The sequence below is a fragment of the Kribbella catacumbae DSM 19601 genome, from assembly GCF_000372465.1.
GTDB lineage: Bacteria > Actinomycetota > Actinomycetes > Propionibacteriales > Kribbellaceae > Kribbella > Kribbella catacumbae.
In genome coordinates, this window is sequence record NZ_AQUZ01000054.1 from 1 (window position 1) to 18369 (window position 18369).

20 protein-coding genes and 1 pseudogene are annotated in these 18369 nt (G+C 67.3%); 16 read left to right on the top strand and 5 right to left on the bottom strand.

Annotation, left to right across the window (positions count from 1 at the left end):
- Nucleotides 1–549: 549 nt before the first annotated feature.
- Nucleotides 550–921, bottom strand: coding sequence for an FKBP-type peptidyl-prolyl cis-trans isomerase (locus A3ES_RS0136420; protein WP_020391773.1), 372 nt, complete (start codon nucleotides 919–921; stop codon nucleotides 550–552).
- A 35-nt stretch (nucleotides 922–956) separates the two neighbouring features.
- Nucleotides 957–1820: an alpha/beta fold hydrolase gene (locus tag A3ES_RS0136425; protein ID WP_020391774.1), complete on the bottom strand. Its 864-nt coding sequence runs from the start codon at nucleotides 1818–1820 to the stop codon at nucleotides 957–959.
- Between the two features lie 78 nt (nucleotides 1821–1898).
- Here A3ES_RS0136425 and A3ES_RS0136430 point away from each other — a divergent pair, with 78 nt between their 5' ends.
- Nucleotides 1899–2606: a carbohydrate-binding protein gene (locus A3ES_RS0136430; RefSeq protein WP_026163534.1), complete on the top strand. Its 708-nt coding sequence runs from the start codon at nucleotides 1899–1901 to the stop codon at nucleotides 2604–2606.
- A gap of 571 nt (nucleotides 2607–3177) precedes the next feature.
- Here A3ES_RS0136430 and A3ES_RS57295 read toward each other — a convergent pair.
- Nucleotides 3178–3513, bottom strand: coding sequence for a hypothetical protein (locus A3ES_RS57295; RefSeq protein WP_169501836.1), 336 nt, complete (start codon nucleotides 3511–3513; stop codon nucleotides 3178–3180).
- On the opposite strand from A3ES_RS57295, the gene A3ES_RS57300 reads away from it, so the two are divergent.
- The 6 genes and pseudogenes from A3ES_RS57300 (at nucleotide 3442) to purD (ending at nucleotide 8253) form a co-directional block, all read left to right on the top strand.
- A complete protein-coding gene (locus tag A3ES_RS57300) occupies nucleotides 3442–3753 on the top strand; it encodes a lasso peptide biosynthesis B2 protein (RefSeq protein WP_169501837.1) in 312 nt (103 codons plus the stop codon). The genes A3ES_RS57295 and A3ES_RS57300 overlap by 72 nt on opposite strands.
- A 23-nt stretch (nucleotides 3754–3776) precedes the next feature.
- On the top strand, nucleotides 3777–4481 hold the full coding sequence (locus A3ES_RS51870) for a protein-L-isoaspartate O-methyltransferase family protein (RefSeq protein ID WP_020391777.1): 705 nt from the start codon (nucleotides 3777–3779) through the stop codon (nucleotides 4479–4481).
- The gene (locus A3ES_RS0136445; RefSeq protein ID WP_020391778.1) at nucleotides 4481–4825 is read left to right on the top strand and encodes a hypothetical protein; all 345 of its coding nucleotides are present in this window, start codon (nucleotides 4481–4483) and stop codon (nucleotides 4823–4825) included. The genes A3ES_RS51870 and A3ES_RS0136445 overlap by 1 nt, the downstream gene beginning before the upstream one ends.
- 92 nt (nucleotides 4826–4917) lie before the next feature.
- Nucleotides 4918–5109, top strand: a pseudogene (locus tag A3ES_RS57305) (Imm1 family immunity protein); the annotation flags it as partial.
- A 206-nt stretch (nucleotides 5110–5315) separates the two neighbouring features.
- Entirely contained in the window at nucleotides 5316–6608 is a 1293-nt protein-coding gene (gene serS / locus A3ES_RS0136450) for a serine--tRNA ligase (RefSeq protein WP_026163535.1), read from the top strand.
- A 355-nt stretch (nucleotides 6609–6963) separates the two neighbouring features.
- Entirely contained in the window at nucleotides 6964–8253 is a 1290-nt protein-coding gene (gene purD / locus A3ES_RS0136460; protein WP_026163536.1) for a phosphoribosylamine--glycine ligase, read from the top strand.
- On the opposite strand, the gene A3ES_RS0136465 is transcribed toward purD, so the two are convergent.
- Nucleotides 8246–8914, bottom strand: a complete 669-nt coding sequence (locus tag A3ES_RS0136465; protein WP_026163537.1) for a TetR/AcrR family transcriptional regulator — start codon at nucleotides 8912–8914, stop codon at nucleotides 8246–8248. The genes purD and A3ES_RS0136465 overlap by 8 nt on opposite strands.
- A 90-nt stretch (nucleotides 8915–9004) precedes the next feature.
- On the opposite strand from A3ES_RS0136465, the gene A3ES_RS0136470 reads away from it, so the two are divergent.
- The 9 genes from A3ES_RS0136470 (at nucleotide 9005) to A3ES_RS0136510 (ending at nucleotide 17769) form a co-directional block, all read left to right on the top strand.
- Nucleotides 9005–9991, top strand: coding sequence for an NAD(P)-dependent alcohol dehydrogenase (locus A3ES_RS0136470; protein ID WP_237745159.1), 987 nt, complete (start codon nucleotides 9005–9007; stop codon nucleotides 9989–9991).
- 233 nt (nucleotides 9992–10224) lie between these two features.
- Nucleotides 10225–10728 (top strand): RNA polymerase sigma factor, encoded by a 504-nt coding sequence (locus A3ES_RS49675; protein ID WP_020391784.1) that lies wholly within the window; start codon nucleotides 10225–10227, stop codon nucleotides 10726–10728.
- Nucleotides 10721–11290: a hypothetical protein gene (locus tag A3ES_RS0136480; protein WP_020391785.1), complete on the top strand. Its 570-nt coding sequence runs from the start codon at nucleotides 10721–10723 to the stop codon at nucleotides 11288–11290. Before A3ES_RS49675 ends, A3ES_RS0136480 begins: the two co-directional genes overlap by 8 nt.
- Nucleotides 11291–11302: 12 nt before the next feature.
- Nucleotides 11303–12748: an adenylosuccinate lyase gene (gene purB / locus A3ES_RS0136485; RefSeq protein ID WP_020391786.1), complete on the top strand. Its 1446-nt coding sequence runs from the start codon at nucleotides 11303–11305 to the stop codon at nucleotides 12746–12748.
- Nucleotides 12749–12751: 3 nt separating this feature from the next.
- On the top strand, nucleotides 12752–13108 hold the full coding sequence (locus tag A3ES_RS0136490) for a hypothetical protein (RefSeq protein WP_020391787.1): 357 nt from the start codon (nucleotides 12752–12754) through the stop codon (nucleotides 13106–13108).
- 1 nt (nucleotide 13109) lies between these two features.
- On the top strand, nucleotides 13110–13502 hold the full coding sequence (locus A3ES_RS0136495) for a membrane protein (protein WP_020391788.1): 393 nt from the start codon (nucleotides 13110–13112) through the stop codon (nucleotides 13500–13502).
- Between the two features lie 71 nt (nucleotides 13503–13573).
- Nucleotides 13574–14806, top strand: a complete 1233-nt coding sequence (locus A3ES_RS49680; RefSeq protein WP_020391789.1) for a bifunctional glycosyltransferase family 2/GtrA family protein — start codon at nucleotides 13574–13576, stop codon at nucleotides 14804–14806.
- Nucleotides 14806–16836, top strand: a complete 2031-nt coding sequence (locus A3ES_RS0136505) for an ArnT family glycosyltransferase (protein WP_020391790.1) — start codon at nucleotides 14806–14808, stop codon at nucleotides 16834–16836. Before A3ES_RS49680 ends, A3ES_RS0136505 begins: the two co-directional genes overlap by 1 nt.
- Before the next feature lie 510 nt (nucleotides 16837–17346).
- Nucleotides 17347–17769, top strand: a complete 423-nt coding sequence (locus tag A3ES_RS0136510; protein WP_020391791.1) for a hypothetical protein — start codon at nucleotides 17347–17349, stop codon at nucleotides 17767–17769.
- Here the strand turns inward: A3ES_RS0136510 and A3ES_RS0136515 are convergent.
- The gene (locus A3ES_RS0136515; protein WP_020391792.1) at nucleotides 17753–18343 is read right to left on the bottom strand and encodes a TetR/AcrR family transcriptional regulator; all 591 of its coding nucleotides are present in this window, start codon (nucleotides 18341–18343) and stop codon (nucleotides 17753–17755) included. The two genes, A3ES_RS0136510 and A3ES_RS0136515, sit on opposite strands and share 17 nt — an antisense overlap.
- Nucleotides 18344–18369: the final 26 nt, after the last annotated feature.

The window sequence follows — 18369 nt, forward strand, 5'->3', positions numbered from 1 at the left end:
GCTGGTCCGACCTGCTATCGGAACTGTCGTAGCCACCACCTTCGTCATGCTCCCCAGTCAACCTGCTGGGCCGGTAACGCGGATGCGTAGTACTACGGAATTACGCTACTAAGCGGCAACGGTCCGGGACGGCTGGTCCACTAGCCGGTTGCTTGACCGATAGCGCCCTACAGGGCCTGTTGCGAATTGGCTCGGCAGCGGCCGATTGTGTACCGACCGACAGGAAGTAGTCGACCGTTCGGCCGCGCGCCACGCTCACGCAGGCCGCGGCCGGCCGCAGAACAGGCACTACTGCCTGTCGGTCGGAACACAACGCAAACCCCAGACCCACTTCCCAACAGGCTCTACAACCGGCCAGCCGTCCAACGACCGGCTAGCCGACCCGGCAATGCCGCCAGAGATGCCGACCGGGGAGGAAAATACGCCCGTCCGGCTTGCACCACCAGCCGGCGCAGGCAACACCGCGAGTGACCTACGGATCAGTCAGGAGAGCGCAGAAGCCCCCGGTCGCGTCACGGTGACGCAACCGGGGGCTGAGAGTTGGAGGGATCAGCTCACACTGAGCAGGTCGACCACGAAGATCAGCGTCTCACCGGGCTTGATCGCGCTGCCCGCGCCGCGGTCGCCGTAGCCCAGGTGCGGCGGGATGACGAGCTTGCGCCGGCCGCCCACCTTCATGCCCTGGACGCCGGTGTCCCAGCCCTGGATGACCTGGCCGACGCCGAGCTGGAAGGCCAGCGGCGTACCGCGGTTGTAGGAGGCGTCGAACTCCTCGCCGGTGGAGTGGGCGACGCCCACGTAGTGGACGTTCACCCGCGAGCCGGCCTTGGCCTCGGCGCCGTCGCCCGTGGTGATGTCGGTGATCTCCAGATCCGCCGGCGGCGGGCCATCCGGAAAGTCGATCTCAGGCTTGTCAGTCATGTCTCCAGCTAAGCAGATGGGTCGCCGGGGATGGGTCAGCGGGCCAGTACGTCGCGAAGTTTCGCGCCGAACTCGGCCGGCTTGCCGGGCATCCCGTACTCGTCGCCCAGGAACCCGCCGTGGTTGCTCGGGAACACCACCGGGGTCAGCCCGAGCCGCTCGGCCACCGCGTGCCCGCCGCGCCCGGCGAGCTGGTTCGTGGACTCCTCGCCGACCCCGACGATGATCCGGTCGCTCACCTTGGCGAGCGCGTCGAAGTCGGGCCGGTACGACGTACAGCCGCGGATGTTCTGTCCGAGCAGTGCATCGTCACGCGAGCCGTCGTCCTCGGCCGGCAGCCCGAACATCGCCGGGTCCGGCGCCGGCTGGTCGGTGTAGTCGGCCGGGATCTCGCCCTCGAAGCTGACGATGGCGATGAACTTCGCCATCCCCGCGCCCATCCCGTCGCGCTGGTAGGTCTGGTAGATGTCCTCGCAGGCCTTGAGTGCCGCCTCGCTGTCGGGGACCAGCCCGGCCAGCGGTGGCTCGTGTGCGATCAGCGTCTTGACCAGGTCCGGCCTTTGAGCCATCAACGCCAACGCGTTCACCGCACCGCCGCTGCTGGCGAACAGGTCGACCGGTCCGGCGCCGAGCGCCTCGATCAGGGCCGCCAGGTCACCGGCGTGGTCGTCCGGCGAGAGCTCACCCGTGCCATCGGTCCGCGTACTGCGCTCGACGCCGCGCGGGTCGTACGTCACGACCGTCCGGTCCTCGAAGTGCGAGGCCAGCGTCGGGAACCCGCTCGCGCCCATCGGCGAACCGATCATCAGCAGCACCGGCTGATCGGCGAGCTCACCGCGGACGTCGTAGGTCAGGACGGCACCAGGGACGTCCAGCGTGCGGCTGACAGGCTCAGGCATTTTGCGCTCCTCGGATCCAGGCTTTTCTGGACCTTAGACCGGCCCGGGTGCATCTGGACAGCACTACTCTCGGTGTTCATGCGGAAGAAAATCGCAGTACTGCTCGCCGCCGTCCTGCTCACCGCCGGTACTCCGGCCGCGGCGGCGCCGACCGAGAACTACGGCCAGTACTCCCTGATGTTCGAGCGCTCAGCCGGCCAGTACTGGGCGGGTGGCGCTGCAGCCGGTCAGTGGACGTGGTCACCGCTGAGCGCGACCGAGTCGGACATCTCCTGGGGCGACCCTCAGTCATGGCCGCCGAAGTCCGCGGAGCGCTTCATCCGCAACGGCGACTGGATCCTCCTGGACGGCTACAACGACGGCGCCGGCCGCCCGCTCACCCAGATCCAGCGAGTCACCTCGGAACAGATCGGGTCCGCCACCTGCACCGGCATGCAACCGATCCCGTCAGCCGGCGGCAAACAGCACTACGTGAAATGGAACATCCCGTCGACCGGCTACTGCCTTGACGCCACCGGCACGATCAAACCCCCCAACGGCTCCACCACCGTCAACTTCCGCCATGTCCAACGCTGGAGCCCGCCGCACCCCTGCTCCAACCCGTACTTCACCAACCAGACCTGCATCACCCAGCACGAACAATGGTGGGACGACAACAACCACGCCTACTCCCTCCAACTGGACCGCACCCTCGAACTGGCCCGCGGCCTCGGCCCCGCTTTCACAAACCACACAACGGTTCCCGTCCCATGGAACGCCAACGCCCGCTACTACTGGCACTACTAAGGCATACCGCAGCAGGCGTAGCGGGAAGGCCCTCCAGCGGGTGACGACTGGGCGCGACGCGCACCGATAGCTTGCCGGCAAGCCGCTGCTCAACAACCTCGCTGACGACCAAGGCGAGCGGCGCAACCTCGCAGTACGGCATCCGAAGCTGGTTCATCGGCTCACGCGGCTCGCCCGCCGTTTCGACACCCAGATTCAGGCACAGAAGGCCGAGCCCTGCAACGCGCCAGAGGCGAGTGATCAGTACCAGCAGAACGTCCAAGGAGCGCCAACTATCGCAAGCTGGGCGGTCGGAGCGGTCTCTAAGTACTACAGCCGGAGTTCGTGATGTTCAGCGTGCGGTCGTCGCGTTGGGCCGGACCGCCGCCACTCACAAACCTCAACTGATCACACCCGGCCAGGCGTGCACAGGCGTGCTCCCGGGCGGAAACTGGAGGTTTGTGAGTGGCGGAGGTCCGGGTCTGCCGCCCAACATCACGAACGCCGGCTGTCGTACTAGCTGACGACGGGTTCGGGGAGGGTATGCGAGGGGGACTCGTGTTGATCTCGATCGTGGTGCCGATTGGGAGGATTAGGGTTTCGACCTGGTGGCCGATCTCGCCGATCTGGATGACCGGGAATGTGTAGTCCGCCGTGTCTCCAGCACGATGTCGGCGATGTCTCGGTCATTGCCAGTTCCGGGTGCGTCGCTGCCCAGGCAGTAGCCGACTATCAAGCTGCGGATCGACTCGAAGACGCCTCTGAGTTTGAGGGTCGCGAGAAGCGCCTGAATGTGCCCCTTCTGGAGTCGGTAGGCCTCGAGGAAGAGGATCGGCCCACGACTGTCACTGCACCGTTGCGCCTCACTCTGAGTATCGCGAGAAGGGTCCAGTGGCTCGTCGGGCGCAGGCCTGCCTCGCGCGCTCATGCGGAGCTGGTCATCGCAGCTCGCGACTGGGCCGCCGCACGGTTCCCTGGACGCTCGGCCTGCCTGGAAGCCTCCCTCGCAGCGTTCCTGCTCACCGCGCTCACCGGCCGCGCCGTCGACTGGTGCATCGGATGTCGGTTCTCCCCGGCAGAATCCCACGCCTGGATCGAGACTGGGCAGCGACCGGTCGGCGAGCCAGACACCCCTGACCGTCCGTTCCACGTCACCATCCGAATCTGACCATGAACGCCGAGAGGAAATTCGTGTCCGACCTCATTGCTGCCGCCGTCAACGTCGTACCCCGCGACTACTACACCGACCACCCTGAGCTTGGCTCCGCTTGGAAGCGGACCGCGCAACCGGCGATCGAGCGGGACCTCGCGCGAGCCGGGGTGGAGCGGGGGATGCGGGTGATGGAGATCGGCACCGGCACCGGCTACACCGGCGCTCTGCTGGCCGAGATGGTCGGAGCTGAAGGCCACGTGGTCTCGATCGACATCGACCCCGAGCTGTCTGAGCGGGCAGCCGAGCTGCATGCCGAACGAGGCGTCACCAACCTGACGCTGATCACCCGTGACGGTCACGAAGGCGCAGCCGAGCACGGTCCTAATGACGTGATCGTCGCCTGGGCGACACCGACGCTTGTCCCGGCAAGTTGGGTTGCGCAGGCCCGCGTTGGTGGCCGAATTTCAACGCCGATCTACCTCGCGCCCGTCTCCCGGAACGTCGGACACGTTGTGGCCGTCGTCAACGATCAGGGCGAACCCTCGCGCCCGATCCTTGGCCCGGCGGTCTACATCGACATGGGGCCGGAAGTGAACATGACCAAGGGCATGCCGCTGTTCTATGTCGATGCCAGCACCGACGACGGACACTGGATCTCCGTTGGATGGCGGAACATGACGCCTGACCCGACCCGCACGAGACGCTGGACCTGCTGTGCAGCCCGAACTTTGCCCAGACTGTGATGTTCTCCGACGACGAACGAGAGCAAGCTGTCCACTGGCGCGACTTCCGCGCCTACTGCGTGGGCCGCGACAACGGCGAACGCTCCAATGTCACGGCCTACGGCACCGGCGAACCCGACTGGATCACCTCGATCGGATTCAGCAGCGGACACAACGCCGCCGTCCTCACGGCGGACGGTCAGCTGATCGCCAACGCTGAGGACTCACCGGCCCTCGCCAAACTGCGCGAGTTCATCCAGGACTGGTACGACGCCGGCAAGCCCGGACTTGAGTCACTCCACGGGGTCCTCAACCAGCGTCCCGACGGCTGGACAGTAACCGCGGTCCTGCGCGCCCAGCAGTGATCGCCCGGCCATTGCGCTGCTGAGAAGGCTTCAAGGAAACCTGCACACGTAGGAAGTTCGCCGGCACGGTCGAGGGGACGACCGGGGTCTGGTACGCGGCCGGGCAGCCAGCTCAGCACGACGAGGTCTTCTACGAGTACGTCGGCCATCCAGAAGACCTTCCTGTCGACTCCGAGCTCACTCTCGACCACGTCCGAGCGGCGATCAAGGAATTCCTTCGCGGCGGCGGCGGCAAGCGTCCAGCCTCGATCGAATGGCAGACCTGGCCAGAGGGCATCGCCTGAAGAGGTCCGGCGACCTGCGGCAAGACCAGCAACCACATCACCGTGTCATTTGGCGTCCGCCCAGCATGTTGAGATCGACCTGCCTGACGGTCAATTGGCTGACTTGGTAGCGACTCGGCTCCGCCGAATAGGGCAGCCAGAAAGTGCGCACCCGGCTGCTACCTTCGACGGCACTTGCCCGCTGCTGGAAATGAAGGACTCTCGCTATGCATGATGCTCGCGCTCTCCTTGAGATGGGATCCGAGGCGGTTCGCCGGTTGGCCCGTCGTGGATACACCCTCGATCTGTCCGCGTTGGAGGATCTGCAGTCGCGGCGGAACCGGAGTATCCACTCGATCGATGAACTCAGAGCAGAGTCCAAGCGGGTTGCCAATGAGGTTCAGCAGACGGTTCGTCAGGGCGGTGACATTGCCGCGCTGAAGGAGACCGCGCGCAAACTCAAGGAACAGATCCGCGAGATCGAAGTTGACCAAGACGTTGTCAAGAGGGAACTAACGGACCTCCTGCTCAGCATTCCGAACCTCCCGGACGACCGCACGCCTGAGGGTGACTCGGACGAGTTCGCGACTGAGATCCGGCGAGTAGGAGCTCAGCCTGCGTTCTCTTTCACTCCCAAGGACCATGTGGATCTTGGAGAGGCCACAGGAATCCTGGACCTCACCCGCGCAACGAAGCTGTCCGGCCCGCGTTTCGCGGTCACACGTGGCACTGGTGCAGCTCTCGAGCGTGCGCTGGGGACGCTCTTCCTGGACCTTCACACCCGTCGTCATGGTTACCTTGAGCACTCGGTCCCATACCTGGTCAATCGAAGGACAATGACAGGCACAGGACAGCTGCCCAAGTTTGAAGCAGACCTCTTCAAGACTGGCGTGGCTGACCGCGATCTGTTCCTGATCCCGACGGCCGAGGTTCCGCTGACGAACCTCTACGCCGACGAAATCCTCCAGGCGTCCGACCTGCCCGTTGCCATGACTGCGCAGACCCCTTGCTTCCGTTCGGAGGCCGGTTCGTACGGCAAGGACACTCGCGGTCTGATTCGTCAGCATCAGTTCATGAAGGTCGAGATCGTCCGGATCGTCGATCCTGAGCGGGCAGACGACGAACTGGAGAAGATGCTCGGTCACGCCGAGGCCTGCCTGAAGGAACTTGGTCTCGCGTACCGCGTGGTCATGCTGCCTGCCGGCGACACGGGCTTCTCGGCGCAGCTCACCTATGACATCGAAGTCTGGTTCCCGAGCCAGAACAACTATCGGGAGATCTCCTCGGTCTCCAACTTCGGCACCTTCCAGGCCCGCCGCGCGAACATTCGGACCCGTGGTGCCGACGGCAAGCCGAAGCTGGTGGCAACCCTCAACGGGTCAGGTCTGCCCATCGGCCGGACCCTGGCCGCGTTGATCGAGCAGTGCCAGCAAGAAGACGGCTCGATCCTGCTTCCTGAATGTCTTGTCCCCTATCTCGGCTTCCGCCGCATAGCGGCGAACGGATCACCGGACGAATAGTGCGTATCGGCGTCTGGGACTTCCCGAGCGACTGCCCGTTTCAGCCTGCCACCTACGGTGGCATCGCGTTGGATCTGGGCAGTTGCAGTCGGTGCTCGAGCCGCAGCCGCCGAGGTACATCTCCTGGGGCCGGCCTGGATTCCCGAAGACGAGTGGATCCGGAAGCCGGTTCGCCTGGAGGACGTCGTAGCCGGGTCCTTGGCTGAGCGCGAGCTACGCGATACGGCGTACGACCTTCTCGTTGTTGGGAACGAGGCTTCAATGCTCATGACGGAGGTGGCCGACTGACGTTCTGGTGCCATGACTCGCGCTATGCGTCGCGTGGGGATTTCTGGGTGCACTAGGCTCAATGCTCGTGAAGGTTTTAGTTGTTGGCACTGGCGGTCGTGAGCATGCACTCGTCTGGGCGTTGAGCCGGGACTCTGAGGTCGAGCAGGTTGTCGCGGCCCCGGGGAACCCTGGGATTAGTGCGTTGCAGCCGGCGTACGACGGGCAAACGATCGTTTGCCGGGCGGTGGATGTCTCGGACCACGACGCGGTTGTCGCGCTCGCGACCGAGTTGGGTTCTGACCTGGTTGTCGTCGGACCCGAGGCGCCGCTTGTCGCTGGGCTGGCCGATCCGCTCCGGGCGGCCGGCATCGCCGTCTTCGGCCCGTCGAAGGACGCGGCCGAGCTCGAGGGCTCGAAGGCTTTCGCCAAGGACGTGATGGCCACGGCGAGCGTGCCGACCGGACGGGCCTACGTCTGTACGACGCCGGAGCAGGCCGCCGAGGCGATCGATGCCTTCGGCCCCCCTTATGTGGTCAAGGACGACGGCCTTGCCGCCGGCAAGGGTGTGGTCGTCACCGCGGACCGCGCGGAGGCGCTCGAGCACGCCGCCGGCTGCGACCAGGTGCTGATCGAGGAGTTCCTGGACGGCCCCGAGGTGTCGCTGTTCGCGATCACCGACGGCGTCACCGTGCTGCCGATGCAGCCCGCGCAGGACTTCAAGCGCCTTGCGGACAACGACGAAGGCCCGAACACCGGCGGCATGGGCGCCTACACTCCGTTGCCCTGGGCACCGGAAAAGCTGGTCGAGGAGATCACCGAAAAGGTGCTCCAGCCAACAGTCGACGAAATGCGCCGCCGTGGTACGCCGTTCAGCGGCCTGCTGTACGCCGGACTGGCGCTGACGTCGCGTGGGGTCCGGGTGATCGAGTTCAACTGCCGCTTCGGCGACCCGGAGACCCAGGCCCTGCTGCCGTTGCTGAAGACGCCGCTCGGCGGACTCCTGTACGCCGCCGCGACGGGCAAGCTCGCCAATGTCCAACCGCTGAGCTGGAAGTCCGGCGCCTCGGTGGCCGTGGTCGTCGCAGCCAAGAAGTACCCGGCCAAGCCGCGCAGCGGTGACGTGATCACCGGGATCGACCAGGCCGAGGCCGGCGGCGTCCGCGTCTTCCACGCCGGTACCACGATCGAAGACGGTGAGGTCGTCACCGCAGGCGGCCGCGTCCTCGCTGTCAGCGCCACCGGCAAGGACCTCGACGAGGCTCGCCAGCGCGCCTATGCCGGGGTCGGCCAGATCCGCATCAAGGGTTCCCAGCATCGCACCGACATCGCCCTCAAGGCCGCCCGCGGCGAGATCGAGCTGCAGCCGGTCAGCTGACGGGCAGTGATCTCGCCAGGCCGTCGAGGATGAGGTCGAGGCCGAAGTCGAACTCGTCGCCGAAGGAGTAACCGGGCTGGAGGACGTGATCGGTCACCAGCTCGGTCAGGTGCGGGTACTGACCTGAGCTGAACTGGTCCATCATCGTCACGGCCACCTCGGCGGCGCCGTCGGTGCCTTCGAACGGCAGGGCCGCTTCCTGGAGCGCGAAACCGTAGATATAGGCGTCGAGCAAGGCGTAGGCATGCGCCGTCATCGGCACCGAGAAGCCGGCTCCGCGCAGGGTGCCGAGGTTCGCGTCGTGGTGCCGCAAGGTCGCCGGGCCGGAGCTGGTCCGCGAGTCCATCAAGGCGATCGCCCACGGGTGCTGCCGCAGTACTGCGCGGGCCGAGTGGGCGCGCTTCGTGATCTCCGCCCGCCAGTCGCCGTCCGGTGACGGCAGGTCGATCTCGGCGAAGACCAGGTCGACGATGCCGTCGAGGATCTCGTTCTTGTTCGCGACGTAGTGGTAGACCGACATCGGCTTGACGTCCAGCTGGATCGCCAGCGACCGGATCGTCAGCCCGGCCAGGCCGCCGCCGTCGGCGACCGCGATGGCGGCCCGGAGGACGCGTTCGCGGCTGAGCGGGGGGCGGTCCGGAGAACCCTCTGATCGTGGCATCGGTCGGACCATAGCAGTTTCGTACTAAGTACGATACCGTCCCGTACTAAGTACGGCGGACCCTGGTTCCGCCGGCCCGAGGGGGAGTGGATGAGGGTGGACGGCAAGATGCAGGCGGTCGTGCGCGACAGCTACGGTTCGGCCGACGGAGTGCGGGTGGCCGAGATCGCGCGGCCGGCGCCGGGTGCCGGCGAAGTACTGGTGCAGGTGGAGGCGGCAGGGCTCGATCGGGGCGTCTGGCACCTGATGACCGGGAAGCCGTACCTGCTGCGGCTGGTGTTCGGACTGCGGCGACCGAAGAATCCGGTGCTCGGGGCTGACCTCGCCGGCCGAGTGGTCGAGGTCGGCGCCGGGGTGACAGCGTTCTCCGAGGGCGACGAGGTGTTCGGTATCGGTACGGGGAGCTTCGCGGAGTACGCCGTCGCGCGGGCGGACAAGCTGGCCCTGAAGCCGCTCGACCTCAGCTTTCCGCAGGCGGCGGTGGTCGGCATCTCCGGCCTGACGGCTCTGCAAGCCCTCGACCTCGGCCGGGTCGAGGCGGGACAGCAGGTGCTGATCACGGGTGCATCTGGCGGCGTCGGCAGCTTCGCAGTACAGCTGGCCAAAGCCCTTGGAGCTGAAGTCACCGGCACAGCCAGTACTGCGAAACTCGCGCTGGTCCAGTCGCTCGGCGCCGACCACGTCGTCGACTACACCCAGGAAGACTTCGCGGACGGCGTCCATCGCTATGACCTGATCATCGACCTCGCGGGCAACCCGACCCTGTCACGCCTGCGTCGGGCGCTCACCAAGACCGGTACCGCGGTCATCGCGGGCGGCGAGGGTGGCGGTGCCGTGGCCGGCGGGATCGATCGGCAGCTCCGGGCGCGACTGCTGTCGCCGTTCGTCGGGCAGCGGCTGACCAGCCTGCTTTCCCAGGAGAAGGCCGCCGATCTCGAGCGGCTGAAGGAGTTCATCGAGGCCGGCCGGCTGACGTCGAGTATCGACAGCGTCGTGAAGCTGGCCGAGGTCCCGCAGGCCGTCCGCGACCTGGAAGCGGGCCTGATCAGCGGCAAGCTCGCGGTCACCACGTCCTGACGGTTACCTTAGCTCTTCGCGCCGGAAGTTCTTTTCGGTGGCAGGCAACGTTTCGGGGGGTCCACGGCGTGTACCTAGGTATGCCGACGCCCTGGGTCATCGAGGAAGTAGCCCTGGACGACTCGCCCACGGCCGACCCGCCACCGTCTGCCGCCGACGAGCCGTCCGACCAGCATGTTCGGTGGCTTTGGCGGTGAGGGAACCGTCGGCCCGGCCCGGGGGTGTAGAGGGGTATGAGGCTGACGGAAGCGGACGAGGCGGCGCTGCGCGAGTTCTACTCGGCACAGCAACCGCGGCTCGTCGGCGTGGTTTCGCTGCTGACCGGGTCCCGCGCCGAGGCTGAGGACATCGTTCAGGAGGCGTTCGTCCGGCTGGTACCGCGGTGGGCGAAGGTCTCCCGGTACGAGTCGCCCGAGGGCTGGTTGCGGCTGGTCGCGATGCGGCTGGCCGCCAACCGGCATCGCAACGCGACCCGATTCGCCTCACTCCTGCGCAGGGTGCCGACGTCCGACGTACCGGATCCGGCCGACGGGCAGGGGCTAGATCTCGAACGGGCACTCACGCAACTGCCGATGCCGGCCCGCCAGGCCGCCGTCCTGTACTACGTCTGCGACCTGCCCGTGCCCGAGATCGCGACCACGCTCGGAGTCGCCGAGGGGACCGTCAAGTCGCGGTTGTCCCGGGCCCGGGCGGCTCTTTCCCAGTCGCCGACTCTCAGAGGTGCCGACCATGAATGACCTGAAACACGATCTGCAGACCATCGCCGACCGGCACGCGCAACAGTCCGGCGGCGACTTCGAAACCATCCTCCGTACTGCGACCAGCCGGCGCCGGCGTCGTTTCGCGGGTGTGTCCGCCGCTGCGTGCGCAGTACTGGCTGTCGGTGGGATCGCCACTCTCGCGCCCTGGCAGAACGACGGGTCTCCCGCACCGGTCGCTTCGGGGCCGACGCTGGACCCGAGGTACCAGGGCACGATGACGATCACGCCGGCCACAGCGGCGCCGGGGGCGGAGATCGCTCTCACGTACCCAGCCGGGTACGGACGCGGTATCGGCTTCGTGCTCGTCCAGCCGGCCGACGGCAAGCAGCTCTACACTCTGATCGCAGGTCGCGGGAAGACGAAGCCGTCCTGGTACAGCGCGAAGGACGCCGAAGGGCGCGTCATCCAGAGCATCGGCATCAACGGCCCTGGACCGGACCAGCTTGTCGTACCGGACACGGCCGCGGACGGCACCTACCTGCTCTGTACTGCGAACGCCGCCACCAAGGCTTGTGCCCTGCTGACCGTGGCTCGCTGAGTCTGGGAGACAATGGGGTACGTGCCGACTCCCAGCAAGCCCCGGATCCCGAACGTTCTCGCCGCGCGCTACGCCAGCCTGTCGATGGCGCAGCTGTGGTCGCCGGAGTACAAGATCGTGCTCGAGCGGCAGCTGTGGCTCGCCGTCCTCGGGGCGCAGCGGGACTTCGGGGTTGATGTCCCGGACGGGGTGATCGAGGACTACCGCAGGGTGATCGACCAGGTCGACCTGGAGTCGATCGCGGCGCGTGAGCGGGTCACCCGGCACGACGTGAAGGCGCGGATCGAGGAGTTCAACGCGCTCGCCGGGCACGAGCACGTGCACAAGGGCATGACGAGCCGGGACCTCACCGAGAACGTCGAGCAGCTCCAGATCCGGGCCGGTCTGGAGCTGGTCCGCGACCGCGCCGTGGCGACCGCCGTCCAGCTCGGGCAGAAGGCTGCCGACCACGCGGCGCTGGTGATGACCGGCCGCTCGCACAACGTCGCGGCACAGGCGACCACGCTCGGCAAGCGGTTCGCCTCGGCGGCCGACGAGCTGCTGGCCGCTATCGCCCGGCTGGAAGACCTGATCGAGCGCTACCCGCTGCGCGGCATCAAGGGCCCGGTCGGTACTTCGCAGGACATGCTCGACCTGTTCGGCGGTCAGGAGAGGCTGCTCGCCGGGCTGGAGTCGGAGGTCGCGCAGCACCTGGGCTTCCGTCGCGTGCTGACCAGCGTCGGGCAGGTCTACCCGCGCTCGCTCGACTACGACGTCGTCTCGGCGCTCGTCCAGCTCGCCGCCGGGCCGTCCAGCCTGGCGACGACGATCCGGCTGATGGCCGGGCACGAGCTGGTCACCGAGGGTTTCAAGGACGGCCAGGTCGGTTCGTCCGCGATGCCGCACAAGATGAACACCCGGTCCTGTGAGCGGGTCAACGGGCTGGCCGTCATCCTGCGCGGCTACGCGTCGATGACCGGCGAGCTGGCCGGCAATCAATGGAACGAGGGCGACGTCTTCTGTTCCGTCGTACGCCGGGTCGCGCTGCCGGACGCCTTCTTCGCGCTGGACGGGTTGTTCGAGACGTTCCTGACGGTGCTGGACGAGTTCGGTGTGTATCCGGCCGTGGTGGAGCGGGAGCTGGAGCGGTACCTGCCGTTCCTGACCACCACGAAGGTGCTGATGGCCGCGGTCAAGAACGGCGTCGGCCGGGAGACCGCGCACGAGGTGATCAAGGAGCACGCCGTCGCGATGGCGCTCGACCTGCGCAAGGGCAGCTCGGACAACGACCTGTTCCGCCGGCTCGGTGAGGACGGCCGGCTGGGGCTGACCGAGGAGCAGATCGTCGGCATCGTCGGCGAACCGCTGTCGTTCACCGGAGCGGCCGTCGGGCAGGTCAACGCGGTCGTCACCAGGATCGACGAACTGGCCAAGCGCTACCCCGCAGCCGCGTCCTACACGCCGGGTGACATCCTCTAGTTCGTGTTCGAACCGCTCACCTGGGCCCTGGTGGCCCTGTCCCTGGCCGCGACGGTCTTCGCGCTGGTGCTGGCCGGGCTGGACCGCCGGATCAACTGGTGGCTGCTCGGGCTGCTCGGCGTGGTCGAGGTCGCCCTGCTGGCCCAGTTGGTGGTCGGGATCGTCCAGCTGGTTGGCACGGATCGCGATGTCTCCGGACCGTCCTTCATCGGCTACCTGATCGGCTCGTTGCTCATCCTGCCGATCGGGGCGCTGTGGGCGCTGGCCGAGAGCAGCCGCTGGGGTGCGGGGGCGCTGGCGATCGCGTGCATCGTGATCCCGGTGATCGAGCTGCGGCTGCACACCATCTGGGTCGCCTGAGATGACCGACGCCTCGGCGACCAGGCACGGGCCGGGCAGGATCCTGATCGCCGTCTATGGCGTCTTCGCGCTCTCGGCGACGGCGCGGGCCGCAGTACAGCTCGCGACGCAGTTCTCGGATGCGCCGATCGCGTACCTGCTGTCGGCCGTTGCCGCGATCATCTACTGCGCCGCCACCTTCGCGTTGGCCAAGGCAACGATCTTCTCCCGCCGGGTCGCGACGGCGGCGATCATCGTGGAACTCGTCGGAGTCGTCGCCATCGGCGCCTTCAGCTACGCCGTCCCCGACGACTTCCCCGACGCCACAGTCTGGTCCCACTTCGGCCAGGGCTACGGCTACGTCCCCCTCGTCCTACCAATCCTCGGCCTGCTCTGGCTTCGACGTACCCGTTAGGTGTGGGACTCCCAGGGAACTGCCAGGTGGGTACAGGGAGTGGCTAAGGTTCGCCGGACAGCATCGGTGACATGCAGATTTCAGGTCATCCTCGGGTCGAGATCGTCGTACCCGTTCGCAATGAGGAGTACGACCTCGGTCCCAATATCCGGCGGTTGCGCGCGTTTCTGGACACCGCGTTCCCGTTCACGGCCGAGGTCTGCATCGCCGACAACGGCAGTACCGACGCCACCTTGGAGATCGGCTCGCTGCTCGCGGCCGAGCTGCCCGGGGTCCGGATCGTCCGGATCGAGCAGCCGGGCCGCGGTCGCGCGCTGAAGCAGGTCTGGTCGGCCGGTCAGGCCGAGGTGCTGGCCTACATGGACGTCGATCTGTCGACAAATCTGAACGCCCTGCTGCCGTTGGTCGCGCCGCTGCTGGCCGGTCACAGCGACGTGGCGATCGGGTCCCGGCTGGCGCGCGGTTCGCGGGTGGTCCGGCGGCCGAAGCGGGAGGCGATCTCGCGCGGCTACAACTTGTTGCTACGGGCAACCTTGGGGACACGCTTCTCGGACGCGCAGTGCGGATTCAAGGCCATCCGGCGCGATGTGGCGGCCGAGTTGCTGCCGCTGGTCGAGGACACCAGCTGGTTCTTCGACACCGAGCTGCTGGTGCTGGCCGAGCGAGCCGGGCTGCGAATCCACGAAGTACCGGTCGACTGGGTCGACGACCTGGACTCGCGGGTCGCGATCGCCAAGACCGTGGTCGAGGATCTGCGCGGGATCGCCAGGCTGAGCAAGGATCTCGGCCGTGGACGGATCCCGCTGGAGCCGATCCGGGTGGCGTTCGGCCGGCCCGCCATCGCCGATCCACGCACCGCGCTGGCAGCTCGCGTACTGCGCTTCGCCGGGGTCGGCGTGGTCAGCACGCTCGCCTACATCTTGCTGTACCTCGCCCTGCGACATGCGATGCCAGCCCAATTCGCCAACGTGCTCGCGCTCCTGATCACCGCGATCGGCAACACCGCACTCAACCGACGCGTCACGTTCGGCGTACGGGGTGTGGAGAACCGTGGCCGGCATCAGTTGCGCGGGCTCGTCACCTTCGGCATCGGCTGGAGTCTCACCGCATCGTCGCTGTGGTTGCTGCACGCGGCCGTCGCAGTACCGGCGCACGGTCTGGAGATCGCCGTCCTGACGGTCGCCAACCTGGCCGCGACGGTGGTCCGGTTCAGCCTCTTCCAGAGCTGGGTCTTCGACGACGAGGCGCCCACCCTTCCCACCTTCGAACCCCCGGCGGTTCTCGACAGCACCCGGAGCAACTGATGAGCACTCTCACCGAACCGACCACCGCCCCGGCGCCACCGCGCGCCGAACGCACCAGACCGCGAACCCGCGTTACGGCGTACTCGATCAGCCGGGACAAGGCCCTGTACGCCGGCCTGCTGGTGCTGACCGCGATCGCCTATGTGTGGGGGCTGTCGAAGAACGGCTACGCCAACGAGTACTACGCCGCGGCGGTGCAGGCGGGGTCGACGAGCTGGAAGGCCTGGTTCTTCGGGGCTTTCGACTCGTCGAGCTTCATCACCGTGGACAAGACGCCGGCCTCGTTGTGGGTGATGGGACTGTCCGGGCGGATCTTCGGGTTCGGCGTGTGGAGCATGCTGATCCCGCAGGCGTTGATGGGAGTCGCGACCGTCGGCTTCCTCTATGTGTCCGTCCGTCGATGGTTCTCGGCCAACGCGGCGCTGCTCGCGGGGGCGGTGCTGGCACTCACACCGGTCGCCGTACTGATGTTCCGGTTCAACAACCCGGATGCGCTGCTGATCCTGCTGCTGGTTGCCGGTGCGTGGGCGGTCACCCGGGCGATCGACTCGGAGAAGTACGCCTGGCGGTGGATGGCGCTGGCCGGCGCGCTGGTCGGGTTCGGATTCCTCACGAAGATGATGCAGGCGTTCCTGGTACTGCCGGCCTTCGGTCTGGCCTACCTGATCGCGGGCAAGCCGGCGTTGGGCAAGCGGCTGCTGCACAGCCTGGTCGCGCTGGGTGCTCTGATCGTCAGCGCGGGCTGGTGGATCGCGATCGTGGAACTGGTGCCGGCGTCGGCCCGGCCGTACATCGGTGGGTCGTCGACGAACAGCATCATCGAACTGACCCTTGGCTACAACGGGCTTGGCCGGCTGAACGGCAACGAGACCGGCTCTGTCGGCGGTGGGACCGGAAACCCCGGCTGGGGTGGCGCGACTGGACTGCAGCGGTTGTTCGGCGGCGAGTTCGCGAGTCAGATCGCGTGGCTTCTGCCGGCCGCGCTGCTGGCGACTGCCGTACTGGTAGTTGCTGCAGGCAAAGCTGGGCGGACCGACAAGACGCGCGCCTTCGCTGTCCTGTGGGGCGGCTGGCTAGTGGTGACCGGGCTGGTCTTCAGCTTCATGCAGGGGATCATCCACAGCTACTACATGATCGCGTTGGCGCCGGCGGTTGGCGCGTTGGTCGGTGCCGCGGCGATGGTCCTGTGGCGGCGGCGCAACGAGTGGTTGCCTCGGGCGACACTTGCCGGAGGCACCTTGCTGACCGCTGGCTGGAGCTTCTCGTTGCTGAATGCAACGCCGACCTGGGTGCCATGGCTGCGCTGGTCGGTGCTGATCGCCGGCGTACTGGGGGCTGGGCTGGTGCTGATGCTCCCGGAGTTGAAGCTGCACCGGACCGCAGTACGGCGTACTGGGTTGTTCGGGGCGACGCTCCTCGCGTTGACGGCACTCGCTGGGCCGGCGGCGTACTCGGTGCAGACGATCAGCACGGCACACGCCGGCGCGATCCCGACGGCTGGACCGGCTAGCGCCGGCGGACGGATGGGCGGCGGTCCTGGCGGTGGCGGGCGGATGGGAACGCCTCCTGGGCAGACCGCCAACGGAACGCCTGGCACTACTACCGCGCCAGGCACCAACACGCAGGGCGCTCCGACCGGACGCACTGGCGGTGGAACGGGTGGATTCCTTGGTGGCGGTGGGATCAGCAGCGTGTCCAGCGATCTGGTCACGCTGCTCCAGCAGGGCGCGAAGGGATACACCTGGGCGGCCGCGGCGGTCACCGCGAATGGGGCGGCGCCGCTGCAGATCGCGGCCGAGGTCCCGGTGATGGCGATCGGCGGCTTCAACGGCACCGACACGGCACCGACACTCGCCGAGTTCCAGCAGATGGTTGCCCAGGGCAAGATCCACTACTTCGTCGGGAGCAGTGGCGGCGGCTTCGGTGGCGGGCGCGGCGGAGCCTCCAGCGAGATCAGCACCTGGGTCGCCGAGAACTTCCAGGCGACCACCGTCGGTAGCGCCACCGTCTACGACCTCGCCAGCAACTGACCTTTCGATACGGGAGCAAGAAGATGACCGAGACAACCAACCCGACCACAGCCCCGGACACTGCGGCGAAGGAGGGTGCCGGCCGGCCGAGTGGACTGGTGCTTGCCGGTGCCGGGTCGTTGCTGGCGGTGTTCGCCTTCCTCGGCGGGACAGCCGTCGGGCACGCCTGGGGCGGATCCGACGGCACCGGACAGACGCAGTTCAACGGCCCTGGAGGTGGACTCCGCCAATTCCCGGGCCAAGGGCAACAAGGAACGGTGCCCGGGCAAGGAACAACACCCGGGCAGGGAACCGTGCCAGGGCAGGGACAGCAGGGGACGGTACCCGGGCAAGGCCAGCAGGGGCAAGGGGTCACGCCACCCGGATCTGACACACAGAACTCGAGCGCGGTCCCTGGCCAGGCCAGAACCACTTGATCTGATGGTCTTCTGAGCGTGTCGTCCGGGTCCCAGCACACGGACGACACGCTCATGCGTTCGTTTCAGGTAGTTGTGGGGTAAGGATCGGGTCGTGGAATGGTCGAACATCACCTGGTTCCTGACCGCGCTCGGAGCGGTCGTCGTGCTGCTGACGCGTGTCCGGCTGGGCGGTGACAAAGGCGACGACACGGCCAGACCCAGCGGGGTGGCGAGTTTCTCGTCCGCCCTGGTGCGGATTCACACCACCGTCGGCGTCCTCACCCTGATCGTCTGGGTGGTTGCCCTCGTCATCGGCCGCCGCGAGATCGCGTTCGGTGCGCTGGCCGGCTGGTGGGCGCTGTCGGTCGTCGGGTTGTTGCTGCTGGCCCGCTGGTTGCCGAGCGCGAGCAAGCACGCCAAGGACAAGGCCACCGACGCCTGGGGCTCCGGCGCGGGCCTCTCCCTCCTCGGCCACGTCGGCATGGTTGTCGGCGTCACCTACTTCAGCTTCGTCACCTTCACCGACCGCCTCTAGCCAATCCGGCCAGCAATGCCGACAGGGCTTCCCGTACTGCGCTCTCCCACGCCTCGGCCGACAACGCCGTACCGGCTCCTGCGACGCGGTCGTAGAGCAGTCCGTCCATCATCGCCGCGACGGGCCAGGCGATCGTGTCGGCCTCCGGAATCCCCGAGCCGGCCAGCAGCTCCGCGAGACCTTCGCGGAGGCGGCGGCCGCCCTGGACGATCGCATCCCGCAGTTCGGGTTGGCGGCTGGCCTCCAGGGACAGTTCGTAGCGGGCGATCAGGTCGTCCGGACGGTCGCGGACCAGGTGGAGGACCATCCCGGCCAGGAGTTCTTCCAGCTCCAGGTCAGCGGGTGGTTCGGCGGATCCCCGGGCTAGGTCCTGCTCGAGCATGCGGTTGACGCAGGCGGTGAGCAGAGCGCCTCGGGTGCGCAGGTAGTACGACGTGGAGCCCGGTGGCAGGCCGGCTTCCTCGTCGACCGCGCGATGGGTAAGGCCACGCAGACCGCGGGTGGCTACGAGATGGATGGCGGCATCGGCGATGGCGGCCCGGCGGTCCTCGCCGAGCGGCACCTTTTTCGTCACAGGCTCCACTCTACTGAACTCGACTC